Source organism: Natronococcus roseus, assembly GCF_043677095.1.
Classification (GTDB): Archaea; Halobacteriota; Halobacteria; order Halobacteriales; family Natrialbaceae; genus Natronococcus; species Natronococcus roseus.
In genome coordinates, this window is the sequence record NZ_JBHLJR010000003.1 from 297,943 (window position 1) to 310,592 (window position 12,650).

Consider the following 12,650-nt stretch of genomic DNA (forward strand, 5'->3'; position numbering starts at 1 on the left):
TCTGACCGCTCGGAGGAAAAATGCCTTCTGCTACGGCCGGGCGTTGCCGGAAGATCGGACCCCCCGGAATCCGGTGGTCGTGAGCCGACGACTCACGCCCGGTGGAAACTTCCGTCGGCGCTCCGACGGAACCGCTCGCCGGTGTCGAACCAGCCGTCGACGAACCCCAGTGCCGACCTCGAGTCCGCCTCGCTGCCGTCGCCGTCGTCGGCAGGTGTTGCGTACCCGTCGGCGACCACCGGGCCGGAGAGCCGCAACTGACCCGTCGCCTCGCCCTCGAGCACGGTCCCCTCGTCGTCGACCAGCTGCGCCTCGCAGTCGAGCACCGGCCTCCCGATCGCGTCGCCGTCCGTCGGTCCCGCCACCGTCCGGGTCGCCGCCGTGGGGCACGCCGGCGCGCCGTAGGTCCGTGAAACCGTGACGCCGTACTCGAGCAGCGTCTCGACGGGCGCCTCGTCGACGGCGTGATCGCAGATCGCGCGCTCGAGACCCGCGAGCGCGTCGGCGTTCTCGTGGGTTGTGAGTTCGCGGATCGGCGCCTGCCGGCCGGAAACGACCGTCACCCCGCTCTCGTCGATCGCCCGCAGCGTATCGCCGGGGTCGAACGCCCGGTCGAGCAGGAGCCGGCCGCCGGCGTACAGCACGGGGAGCGCGGTTCGAAACAGTCCGTCGGCCGTCGAGAGCGGATCGAGGACGAACCCCGAGTCCTCTCGGGAGAGGTCCCACTCGAGGATGGCGTCGATGCAGTTCCACTCGACAGTCTCCGACGAGAGCGTCGCCACCGACTCGCCCGACTCGTCGTGGATCGCGAGCACCGGTGCATCGATGTCCCGCTCCGTACCGGTGTCGTCGACCGACGCGTCGGTCCCCGCGAGCTCCTCGAGCGTCACGGTTCGATCGTGGGGGATCGAGCGCACGAGGTCCCGCTGGGCCGCCTCGGCGACGACGATGGCGGGCTCGAGCACCTCGAACGGACGAGTCACCGTCGCGGGCGTCAGCCGGTACGAGATCGGGGCGAGCGTCGCTCCGAGTCGGCGACAGGCGAAGACGAGCGCCAGCGACGCCACTCGGTTCCGGGTGACGAGACAGACGGTGTCGCCGGAGGCGACGCCCCGTTGCTCGAGCGCACTGGCGAGCCGACCCGCGATACGGGACAGCTCCGCGTAGGTGACGCGGTCCTCGCGGACGGTCTCGGCCGGCGCGTGGAGACGGTCCTCGGAGACGTCGACGATCGCCGTCCGGTCCGGAAAACGCCCGGCGCGACGAGCCAGCGAGAGAGTCACGACGGTGTCTTCGACGGCCGACACCGTAGTAGCAGGGGGGACAGGCGCAAGCCACGAAAGCCCCCGCTCGGCTCACCGATCGGCGCCCGAGCGCTCCTCGAGAAAGCCAAGCAGCCGATCGTTGACCGTCCGCGAGCGCTCGATCCCGACGAGATGGCCCGCGCCCTCGAGCGGGACGAACTCACCGCGGGGCAGTCCGGACGCCAGCTCGCGGCTCGCCTCGGATGAGACGAGCGCGTCGACGGTTCCATGGATAACGCGTGCAGGTTGGGTCACCTCGACGAGCCAGTCGCGGGCGTCGAACCCCTCGAGGGCGGCGAGCTGTGCCTTCCACCCCGCCCTCGTGGCGTCGCCGTCGGCTCGCCAGTCGACGATTCCCTCGAGGACCTCGGGCTGGGACTCGCGGAAGCCAGCGGAGAGGCCCGCCTCGAGCGACTCCCGAAGGGCCGCGCGGTCGTCGGGCGAGGCCAGCAGGGGCTCGAGGTCGAACGCGTCACCCCGAGCCGCGGTGCAGAGCACGGACAGCGTCGCGACCCGCGTCGACTCCCGGGCCGCCGCGAGCGCGACGGCACCGCCCAGTCCCGCGCCGACGAGGTGGGCGTTCCGGGCGTCGACGGCGACGAGAATCGCCTCGAGATCGTTGACGAGGGTTTCCATCGAGTACGGCCCGGGGGGGACGTCGGACCGACCCGTCCCTCGGAGATCCCAGACGACGGTCTCGTGGGGACCGGTCAGCGCGGCGTGTTGCCACCCCCAAGACCAGCCGCCGAGGCCGGCCTCGGGGACGAAGACGACGGGCTTGCCCTCGTCCTCGCTCTCGCCCTCCTGGTGGTAGTACAGCGAGACGCCATCGTTCGAGACGGTGGACATACTCGAGGAGTGGCGTTCGCGGCCCAGGTCGGTTTCGGTTCCCGAAGGTCAGGCCGTGAGGTACGCCTCGGCCGCCGCGGCCAACGTCTCGCTCGCGACGAGCACGTCCTCCCACGCGATCGTCTCCTCGGGGAAGTGGGCCTGCTCGATGTTCCCCGGGCCGAACAACACCGTCGGGATTCCGGCCTCGACGTAGTGGCGGCTATCGGCGCCGTAGGTTCCGGCTCGGGGGGCGGTCCCCTCGAGCCCCTGGGCCGTCATCGCCGACTGCACCGCCCGGACCACCGGCTCGTCGGGCTCGATCTCGGCGGGTTCGAACTGGATCGAGAACCGCTCGAACTCGCAGTCGACGTCGGTCTCGGCGACGACCTCCGCTACCCGCCGGCCGAACTCCCGTTCGACCTCGTCGACGGTCTCGCCCGGCGCGACGCCGATGCGGATCTCGGCGACAAGCTCGTCGGCGACCGACGACGCCCAGCGCCCCGCCTCGAGACGGCCGACACAGACCGGCCACGGGATCGGAAACTCCTCGTACAGCGGGTGGGTGACGCGTTCGCCGCGTTCGGCCTCGAGCTCCTCGAGTGCCCAACGGATTCGCTCGAACGCGGGCAGCACCGACTCGCCGCGCCAGCGCATCGCCGCGTGAGCGGAACGGCCCTCGAGCCGGAGCCGTTTCATCAGGCTTCCCTCGGTCGCGATTACCGGGCTGCAGTCGGTCGGCTCGGCGACGATCGCCGCATCCCGCTCGAACGGGTAGGGGTTATCCAGGGCCGCGGCGGCCGCCCCGATCCCGCCCTCCTCCTCGCCGGCGACGCTCTCGACGACGAGCCGGCCGTCGATCTCCGGGCTCGAGGCCTCGAGGTGGCGCACCGCGAACACGCAGGCCGCCAGCCCGCACTTCATGTCCGCGGCGCCCCGAACGGTGAGATTCCCGTCTGTCCACCGGGGATCGAACGGGTCCCCCTCCCAGCCGCTGCCCGCCGGCACCACGTCGATATGGCCGTTCAAGACGAGCGTCCGTCCCGCATCGGGATCGCCGAACTCGAGCACGCCGCCGACGCTCGGCCTGTCGGTCGTCTCGATCTCCGCGGGATCGTCGGGAAACGAGGGGTGGTCGGCGAGCGTCTCCGCGTCGGCCTCCCATCGGTAGGTTTCGAAACCGGCCGACTCGAGGGTGTCGCGGACCCACCGCTGGGCGGGCGCCTCGTTTCCCGCGGTCGTATCGAACCGGCACAGCTCGTCGACGAACGACTTCAGATCAGCCTCCCACGTCGTCCCGAAGGTCATACTCGAGAGAGCGGCGGACGGACCAAAAGAGCAGCGACAGACCGTCGAGCGGTAGAAATCGAGTATGGTAGCTGGAGCGGGTCAGGCCGCTTGTCGCCGCTCCCACCACTGCTTGACGTACGGCCCGAAGATGAGCAGGACGATCAGGATGCTCAGGATCAGCGACAGCCACCGTCCGTACTCGAGCGGGTTCACGAAGATCATGAACGAGCCGTCCGAGAGCTGCAACGCGGTGTAGAGGTTCTCCTCGGCGATATCGCCCAGCACGACTCCGAGAACGAACGCGATCACGGAGTAGTTGTACCGGACCATGTAGAAGCCGATGATCCCGAAGACGATCACGGTGAGGATGTCGATCGGGTTGATCCGCAGGGCGTAGGTGCCCAGGAACGAGAGGACGATGACCATCGGGATGATGTAGTCCGTGTCGATCTTGGTCAGGTAGCCGAGCTGGGTCACCATCGACAGTCCGAACAGCAGGATGACGACGTTGCCGACGAGCAGCGCCAGCAACATCGTGTACGTCAGCGTCAGTTCGCCGCTGGGATCGAACATGCTCGGCCCCGGCCGGAGGTCGTGCATGAGCAGGCCGCCGATGAGGACGGCCGTCGACGAACTCCCCGGAATGCCAAAGGAGATGGCGGGGACGAGCGACCCCGCGACGGTCCCGTTGTTCGACGCCTCCGAGGCGATGACGCCGATCTCGTTGCCCGAACCGAACGAGTCAGGGTCGCTCGAGGAGCGGACCGCCTCGGAGTAGGCGACGAAGTTAGATACCGTCGCGCCTGCACCGGGGATCGCGCCGACGATCATCCCGATGTTCGCGGACTTAAACACCGTGATCGGATGGTTGAGCGTCGACCGGACCCCTTCGGTGATACCGGCTCTGTCGATCGTGACCTCGCCCTTGGCGATGCCGCCCTCCTGGCCGGCGAGTTTCATCATCTCCGCGATCGCGAACAGCCCGATCAGAACGGCGACGAAGTCGATGCCGTCGTAGAGGTACATCGTCTCGCTGTAGCGCTGGTCGAGCGACATCGGTGCGATGCCCACGGTCGTGACCAGCAACCCCGCGACACCCGCGAGGAGCCCCTTTGCGAACGATCCACGGGTGACGACCGTGATCATCGCCAGTCCAAGGATCGCCACGAGGAACCGTTCGGGCGTTCCGACCGCCAGGACCATCTCGATCAGCGCGGGCGAGAACAGGATCAACGCGGCGATCGTAAAGAGGCCGGCGAACGCCGAGGCGGTCGCGGAGATGGCGAGTGCCGTCGCCGCTCGTCCCTGTTGGGACATCGGATAGCCGTCGAACATCGTCGCTGCCGAGGAGGACACCCCCGGCGTGTTGATCAGGATCGCAGCGATCGAGCCGCCGTACATCGAACCGCTGTAGACCCCGACCAACAGAATAATCGCGTTTGCCGCGTCGAGGGGTAACGTCAACGGCAGAATAATCGCCATTCCCAGCGGTGGGCCGAGTCCGGGCAGTCCGCCAACGATAATGCCGATAATGACACCGGCCAGCAGCCAGATCATCGTCTCGACCGTCAGGAGTGCCTCGATCGCACCGACGAACGATTCGACCGTCATCCGATCACCACGCCCCACTGGAGCAGGTCACCGGCGTGGATCCAGAGACCGAGTAGGTCGTCCGGCGCTGGGAGCTCCCAGCCGGTGAGCCACCCTTCGGCGATGTCGTCCTGAATCAGGTCGTAGAAGAGGTAGGCGGTGACGAAGCTGAGAACGGTGAGCGCGACCGCTTTGGGGACGTCCATCCGAACCCAGAGCGTCCAGGCGATAACGAAGATCGGCGTCGCGTACAGCATTCCGATCGTGAACGTCAACAGCATGTACCCGACACAGAGCAACCCGGTAACCACCGGCCCCTTCGGATCGTCGATCTCGTAGACGTACATCGCCGCCGAATCGCTCTCCTCGCCGCTCGCCGCTCGGTCGGCGTCGGCCGTTTCCGAGTCGGCCTCGTCGGCCGGCGGTTCCTCGGGTTCGGTCTCGCTCTCCGCCAGGGCCTCGGTCGTATCCGTATCCCCCATCACCTGCATCGGCTCGGCGACGAACGACTCGACGCCCTCGCCGAACCGCTCACGGAAACCGACGACTGCGACCAGGAGTCCGACACCCGCGACGAGCGACACCAGCCCGCCGCCGTCGGCGAGGAACGTGGTAACGCCGTCGTACGTGAGGTACGCACCCAGGCCGGCCCCGACCAGCGGGGCGACGACGGTCAGGTAGTTACGAGCGAGCAGGAGGAACGCGAGAACGGCCGTCCCGCCGGCCATGAGTCGCGGGAACGTCTGAGCGTCCGGCGCGAACTCGGAGGCGCCCTGGTACATGTAGACCCCGACGACGAGAAACAACACCAGCAGGACGTGTTCCATCGTCGGTCGCTCGCCCAGCACCGTCTCGAGGGGGGCTCGAACGCGGTCCGCGATCGAGCCTACGGTGTCGTCCTGTTCCATGGCTGGATTCGTCTAACGGCGTGGAGTTCGACCGAATCTCGATCGATGCTGGTCTCGGTACGGCGTCGTTCGCGAGAGCTTCGAGTGGCGTCGGTAGCAGTAAACTTGTTCTGTGACATCTCTCTTTTTCGTGGCCTCGAAAGCAACGTAGTCGGCGTCTCGAGTCGGGAACGGCTTTGGCGTTCCGGTCTGTGGACGACTACTCCTCCTCTTCCTCTTCGGCCTCGTCGACCATCTGCTGGAACTCGTCGAAGCCGCCGATCGCGTCCTCGACTTGCTGTTCGATCTCCTCGACGCTGCCGACGTACTGGTCTGCGGCGTCGTCCATGTCGCCGAACTCGACGATGTTTCCGGTCTCTTCTTCCCACTCCTGTGTCTCCTCGTGCTCGGTCGCCTCCTGAACCGCCTCCATGAGGATCTCGCGTTCCTCCTCGGGCGTGTCCGGCGGCGCGACCTGCACCTGGTAGAACTCCGTGATCCAGGCGAGGCTGTCGCCGTAGTCCGTGATCGGGTCGATATCCGGGAACGTGTCAGTGAGGTCGATGTCCATCAGGTTGACGATGGTACGGGCCTCGCCGGATTCCTCGGCGGAGATCGCGGAGGTGTTCGTCGCGATGCCGGCCGGGACCTCGTCGCTCAGGACCGCCTCCTGCACCGGGCCACCGCCGTCGTAGGGGACGATGTTGTCGGCATTGAGGTCGTACTCGTCCTGAAGCAACAGCGTCGTCAGGTGACTGTCGCTGCCGGCCCCCTGGTACGCGAAGCCGCTGATCTCGTCGTCGGCGTAGGCGTCTCGAAGCTCGTCGTACGTCTCGATGTCGTAGCTGTCGTTGATGATGATCGTGTAGCCGAACACGCCCGAGTGGGCGATCGGCTCGAGATCGTCGGGGTGCCAGCCGTCGACCTCCTGTGCTCGCCAGGTGAAGCTCCATCCCGGCGGGTTGACGGTTCCGAACGTGTAGCCGTCCGGATCCTGTTCGACGAGCCACTCGCTGCCGAGCATGCTGCCGGCGCCCTCCCGGTTGTCGATCTCGATCGACTGATCGAGCGGGTCCTCCATCAGCGGCGCCATCTGGCGGGCGTACGTGTCCGTTCCGCCACCCTCTCCCCAGGGGATCATCCACGTCAGCGATTCGGAGGGGAAGTCGTCCCCGTTATCGCCATTGTCGTCTCCGAGGCACCCGGCAAGTCCGGTCAGTCCCACAGCCCCAACTGCACCCGTTGTCTGGACGAACGTTCGTCGGTCCATGATAACGGAGAACATGAATCAAGAGTACATAATAGTTTTGGATATCCGGTGCGCGTCTCGAGAAACCCTTGAATTCATTATATTATTCGAAGGGCCGTTACTGATTACATATCTCGGTGCTATTCCCGGATATATGTAAGTATCACTTCAGGTACTGGTGACCGAATCACTCGTACCTATATCGGTCCCCTCACTACCGTCCCGCATGGACGAACGAACGGCGAGGAATCGAGTCGAAGAGGCGATCATCGATCGAGAGGACGACCTGCTGGGACTGCTCGAGGATCTCGTCGCCGCGAAGTCGGTGACCGGTCACGAACCCCGCGGACAGGACGTGATGCTCGAGGCGTTCGACGACCTCGGACTCGAGGTCGACACCTGGGAGCCGAGCGTCGAGGCGCTCGAGGACCACCCCGGGTTCTTCCGGACGTCGTCGTACGACGAGTACGGGTACGACGGCCGGGAGAACGCGGTGGCGACCGTTCCGGGTTCCGGCGACGGGCCAACCCTCGCGCTCTCGGGGCACATCGACGTCGTCCCTGCCGACCCCGAATCCGCCTGGGAGTCCGATCCCTGGACGCTCCGACGCGAGGGTGACGAACTCTACGGCCGCGGCGTCTCCGATATGAAGGGCGGGCTCGCCGCGATGCTCGTCGCGGTCGAGGCCCTGCAGGACGAAGGGATCGACCTCGCGGGCGATCTCTACGTCCAGAGCACTATCGAGGAGGAAGCCGGCGGCGTCGGCGGCCTGCTCTCGGTCCTCGAGCGCGGCTACGTTCCCGATGCGGCCATTATTCCGGAGCCGTTCGGCCTGCCGAACGTCGGCATCGCCAGCGCGGGCGTGATGTTCTTCGACGTCACCGTTCCGGGGAAGAAGGCCCACGCCGCCTGGGGCCACCAGGGCGTCAGCGCCTTCGACAAGGCGTGTCGCGTGCGCGGCGCGCTCGAGGAGCTGAACGACGAACGGCAGGCCAGGATCGACTTCCCGCCCGCTTACGGCGCCGACCCCGACCTTGAGGGCCACGTGACGAACATCAACCTCGGCGTCGTCGAGGGCGGGGACTGGCCCGCCTCGGTGCCCGCCGAGGTGTTGCTGCAGGGACGGGTCGGCTGGCCGCCCGGCGAGAGCCGCGGCGAGGTCCGCGAGGCGATCGAGGGCGCGATCGCAGACGCGACCGAGGACGACGAGTGGCTGTCCGAACACCCGCCGACCGTCGAGTGGACCGGTTGGAACGCCGCGCCTCACGAGGTTCCCCGCGATGCCGAGATCGTCGAAATCGCGAAACGAAACGCCGAGTCGATCACCGGCGAGGGCGGCACGTTCGTCGGCGGCAACGCGGCGCTCGACGAGCGGTTCTACCAGCGGTACTACGACGTTCCCGTCGTTACGGCGGGGCCCTACGGGCCGAACCTCCACGGCGTCGACGAGTACACGACGCTCACGTCGCTGGTCGAGACGGCACAGACCATCGCGACGGCTGCGATCGACTACTGCGGGCTCGCGGAGTAGAGGTTCCTCACGTCGAGTCGAAACCGAAACTGCGCCGGAGAAAGTCAGGCGTCGAGGATCTGTCGAACGACGTCGGGTGCGTCCTCGAGCGCGTCGTCCAGTTCGTCGACGTTCGGACCGCCGCCCTGGGCGAAGTCCGGCGGACCGCCCCCGCCGCCGCCGACCTTCGCGGCGAGCTCGCCGACGACCTCGCCGGCGTTGACGCCGACGTCGTCGGGAACGGCGACGACGAACTGCGCGCCGCTCTCGCCGCTGCCGAGTATCGCGATCTTGCCCTCGTCGCGAATGGCGGTCGCCGTCGCGCGCAGTTCGTCCATGTCGGCGTCGATGCGGTCGACGACCGCCGCGGTGTCGCCGACCTCGATCTCGTCGCCGCCGCCACCGCCGCCCGCGCGGGCCGCGGCGAGCTGTTCTTTCAGGTCCTCGATCTCCTTGCCGCGGGCCTTCCACTCCTCGAAGAACCGCTCGGCGGTGTCGGGAACCTCGTCGGGGGAGACGTCGAGGACCTCGGCAGCCCCGTAGAGGGCGTCCTCGGTCTCCTGGGTCGCCGCGATGGCGGCCTCGCCCGCGGCGAAGGTGAGCCGTTCGACGCCGTCCTGGACGCGCTCGCTCGAGCGGATCTTGATCGTGCCGATCTCGCCGGTGCGGGCGACGTGGGTCCCTCCGCAGGCCTGGACGTCCTCGTCGACGTGGATCAGCCGGATCTGCTCGCCCGGCGGGATCCCGCCCTGGTAGAGGTCGAACCCGTGCTCGCTCTCTGCGTCGTGGCGGTCGGGCCACTCCTGGGTCACCGGGGCGTTGTCCATCACGATCTCGTTTGCCTCCCGTTCGATTCGCTTGACGTCCTCGCGGGAGATCCGATCGTAGTGGCGAAGGTCGATCCGCGAGGAGTCGACGCCCTTCTGGGCGCCGGCCTGACGGACGTGCTCGCCGAGCACCTTGCGGGCGGCGTGGATGACGATGTGGGTCGCCGTGTGGTGGCGCATCAGCTGTCGGCGTCGGTCGACGTCGAGGTATCCTTTCACGAACTCGCCCTTGTCCGGACGGGCGTCGGTCCGGTGAAGGACGACGTCGTCCTCGATCTGGACGTCTTCGACCTCGACTGTCGTCTCGTCGGTCGAGAGCGTCCCCGTGTCGGCGGGCTGGCCCCCGCCCTCGGGGTAGAACATCGTCTGATCGAGCACGACGTCGTAGCCGTCCTCGAGCTCGAAGACGTCGAGGACGACGGCCTCGAACTCGGTACGCTGCTGATCGTCGTAGTACAGCTTCTCCGTCTCGGGGAGGTCGTCGAACCGGGAATCGGTCTCGCCGGTCGCCTCCTCGAGCGCCTCGACGGTGTCGTGGCGCTGTGCGACGAGACTGTAGAAGTCGTCGGGAACGTCGACGTCTGCGCCGGCCTCGGCGGCGATACCCTCGACCATGTCGGGCTGGATCCCGTGGGAGTCGTAGAGTTCGATCAGCTCCTCGGTCGGGATCGGCTCGCCCTTCTTTGCGTACTCCGTCGCGAGGGCTTCGACCCGGCGACCGCCGCGCTCGAGGGTCTCGCGGTACTTCTCGACCTCGGTGCGGACGATGTCGCGGATCGTGTCGCGGTTCTCGTACTCGAGGCGCTCGGCCTGCATGTCGACGAGTTCGTCCAGCGGCGCGTCGACGCCGACGTTGTCACAGAGTCGTTTCGTTCGGCGAAGCACCATCCGGGCGAGATACCCCGTCCCGACGTTCGAGGGGACGATGCCGTCGCCGAGCATGTACGCGAGGGTCCGGCAGTGGTCGGCGATCGCGTAGATATCCTCGAGGGGCTCCATCAGTTCCTCGAGCTCGCCGGCGTCGACGCCGAGTTCGTCCGCGATCTCGCCGCGGGCAGTCTCCATATCCTCGGCCTCGTCGATGTCCATGTGGCCCGCCAGCTTGGCGGCGCGGTGGACCAGCTCGCTCTCGTCGTCGGAGTGATCGAGCTCGGCGTTGTTCTTCAGGAACTCGATCATGTCGGGGTAGATCGCCTCGTAGACGGTCGGCGTCCCCTGGGACACCCAGGTCCAGCGCTCGAGCCCGTAGCCCGTGTCGACGATGTAGGTGTCCATGTAGGAGTAGGCGTTCCCGTCTTTCATCTCGAACTCCCCGTCGGGATCCTGCTCCATGCACATGAAGACGAGCGTCGCGAGCTCGACGCCCTTGAAGATAACCTCGATCGCGGGGCCGGCGTTGCCGCCGCCGACCCACGGATCCTCGATGTAGATGACCTCCTCGAGGTCGACGCCCATCGAGTCGAAGAACTCGTCGCAGAGTTCTACTGTTCGGTCCTTCCAGTAGACCTCGCCCTGGTAGGCGTACTGGTTGGGGTTCTCGAGGTCCTCGCGGGCGTTGAACGCGTGGTGGGCCATCATCTCGAACGCCATCGTGTGTCGGCCCGTCTTCCCGACGTTGTCGATGTCCTGCATCCGGATGCAGGGCTGGGAGATGGTCAGGGGATTCGCCGGCGGCGGCGTCTCTCCGCTGGTCACGAGCGGCTGGAAGTCGTAGATCGACGCCTGGGTCAACAGAACGTCGTCCCGCCAGCGGTTCGCCGCGACGGGGTAGGGCTCGATACGCTCGTGGTCGTGGCCCTCGAAAAAGGAGAGGAACGTCTCCCGCATCTCTTCCAGACTGTGCTCCTCGTCGAACCCGGGGTTGCCGATGAAGTCGTACTCCTCGCAGGGCGGCTCGCCGCAGGTCTCTCGCTCGTAGTCGCGCGTCCAGAAGTGTGCGCCACAGGAGGGACACTCCTTGCGCTCGAAGCCTTCCTCCTCGAAGTACTCGAGGCGGTACTCCTCCTCCAGTTCACTCATTACACGTGTGTTGGCCCCGCAGCGGGTAAAATAGTTCCGCAACCGTTATTCGGGATAGATCGCCCAACGACGGCGGTCTCGGGCTCGAGGCTGTCGGGCGACCTCCCTCGTAAGCGGGCGTCAGCGGTAGGCAAACGCCACCGCCAGCAACACGACGAACGTACTCGCCAGCGCACCGACGGCGACGACGGCGTCGTCGACCTCGAGCCAGACGAGTGGAACGAACCCGAGCAATAGGATGCCACAACCCATCGCGACGAACCCCAGCCGACGGCCAGTTTTCCGGTCGACGTCGGGTGTGGTCAGCAGTTCCCGGCGATCGCGAACCGCGACGAGCCAGCCGAGAACGAAACACAACAGCGCGCTCGCGAGGATCGTCGCCGTCCCGACGATCGCCGACGGAAGCTCGAAGACGATCGCCCCGGCCAGCGCGAACAGCCCAATCCCGACGAGCGCGAGGACGGCGGCGTTCGCTCGAGCGCTCGCGTCGTCGTCCGGCTCGAGGCCGTACAGCCGCCGCGTCCAGCTTCCGGCCCGAAGCGAGGCGAGCGCGAGCGCGAGACAGCCGGCGCCGACGGCGAGGAGGGCGGCGATTCCGCCGGTCGAGGGAGACATGGCTGGCGAGCGGTACGTTCCGAACTGCGAAAGCTACGTCGAACGGATCGATACCAGTAGCGTATGGACGGACCGTTCGGCGACGTGTCTGCAGTGCCGATTAGCCGCCACGGGGTGGGACTGAAAGGGCTGGCGTTCTCGAGCATTCCGACGACGCAAGCACGCGACTGCAAGGAGCGCGCAGCGAGTCAGAACGCTCGAGAACGGCAGGGGCTTTCGTGGTGATGGTTCCAGAAGCACGTCCTGCTCGCACGAACAAAGGGGATCGCCACGCCCTCCCCAGCCGATTCACTCACTCCCTACGGTCGTTCGTTCATCCACTGGAAGACGCGCTGCGTCTTCCAAGCCGTTCGCTCGCATGGCTCGCGAAGACCTCGCGCAGTATCGTCGACCTCCCTCACTGACGTTCGGTCCGTCGACAGCGCACGCCACCGCAGCGAGGGACGGTTGATACCCGGTGAGACGTAGTTCACCCGTACGGAACGCAAGGTTCACGACCCCGCCGAATAACGAACTCGCAGTTCCGACTAC

At 66.9% G+C, this 12,650-nt stretch carries 10 protein-coding genes; 2 read left to right on the forward strand and 8 right to left on the reverse strand.

Annotated features, from left to right (window positions below):
• Positions 1-92: 92 nt before the first annotated feature.
• The 6 genes from ACFEMD_RS09455 to ACFEMD_RS09480 form a co-directional block, all read right to left on the reverse strand.
• On the reverse strand, positions 93-1,307 hold the full coding sequence (locus tag ACFEMD_RS09455; protein ID WP_394740764.1) for an AMP-binding protein: 1,215 nt from the start codon (positions 1,305-1,307) through the stop codon (positions 93-95).
• A 48-nt stretch (positions 1,308-1,355) separates the two neighbouring features.
• Positions 1,356-2,153, reverse strand: coding sequence for an alpha/beta fold hydrolase (locus ACFEMD_RS09460; RefSeq protein WP_394740765.1), 798 nt, complete (start codon positions 2,151-2,153; stop codon positions 1,356-1,358).
• A gap of 48 nt (positions 2,154-2,201) precedes the next feature.
• Entirely contained in the window at positions 2,202-3,440 is a 1,239-nt protein-coding gene (locus ACFEMD_RS09465) for an ArgE/DapE family deacylase (protein ID WP_394740766.1), read from the reverse strand.
• Positions 3,441-3,521: 81 nt separating this feature from the next.
• Positions 3,522-5,033, reverse strand: coding sequence for a tripartite tricarboxylate transporter permease (locus tag ACFEMD_RS09470; RefSeq protein WP_394740767.1), 1,512 nt, complete (start codon positions 5,031-5,033; stop codon positions 3,522-3,524).
• Complete coding sequence (locus ACFEMD_RS09475; protein WP_394740768.1) at positions 5,030-5,920, reverse strand: hypothetical protein; 891 nt, start codon at positions 5,918-5,920, stop codon at positions 5,030-5,032. Before ACFEMD_RS09475 ends, ACFEMD_RS09470 begins: the two co-directional genes overlap by 4 nt.
• A gap of 199 nt (positions 5,921-6,119) precedes the next feature.
• The gene (locus ACFEMD_RS09480) at positions 6,120-7,169 is read right to left on the reverse strand and encodes a Bug family tripartite tricarboxylate transporter substrate binding protein (protein ID WP_394740769.1); all 1,050 of its coding nucleotides are present in this window, start codon (positions 7,167-7,169) and stop codon (positions 6,120-6,122) included.
• 205 nt (positions 7,170-7,374) lie between these two features.
• Here ACFEMD_RS09480 and ACFEMD_RS09485 point away from each other — a divergent pair, with 205 nt between their 5' ends.
• The gene (locus ACFEMD_RS09485) at positions 7,375-8,679 is read left to right on the forward strand and encodes an ArgE/DapE family deacylase (RefSeq protein ID WP_394740770.1); all 1,305 of its coding nucleotides are present in this window, start codon (positions 7,375-7,377) and stop codon (positions 8,677-8,679) included.
• A 44-nt stretch (positions 8,680-8,723) separates the two neighbouring features.
• Here the strand turns inward: ACFEMD_RS09485 and alaS are convergent, their stop codons facing one another.
• Both alaS and ACFEMD_RS09495 read right to left on the reverse strand, forming a co-directional pair.
• Positions 8,724-11,504: an alanine--tRNA ligase gene (gene alaS, locus ACFEMD_RS09490; protein WP_394740771.1), complete on the reverse strand. Its 2,781-nt coding sequence runs from the start codon at positions 11,502-11,504 to the stop codon at positions 8,724-8,726.
• Between the two features lie 120 nt (positions 11,505-11,624).
• On the reverse strand, positions 11,625-12,119 hold the full coding sequence (locus ACFEMD_RS09495; RefSeq protein WP_394740772.1) for a hypothetical protein: 495 nt from the start codon (positions 12,117-12,119) through the stop codon (positions 11,625-11,627).
• Between the two features lie 63 nt (positions 12,120-12,182).
• On the opposite strand from ACFEMD_RS09495, the gene ACFEMD_RS09500 reads away from it, so the two are divergent.
• Positions 12,183-12,344 carry a hypothetical protein gene (locus ACFEMD_RS09500; RefSeq protein WP_394740773.1) on the forward strand — a complete coding sequence of 54 codons (162 nt, stop codon included), beginning with the start codon at positions 12,183-12,185 and terminating at the stop codon, positions 12,342-12,344.
• Positions 12,345-12,650 lie beyond the last annotated feature (306 nt).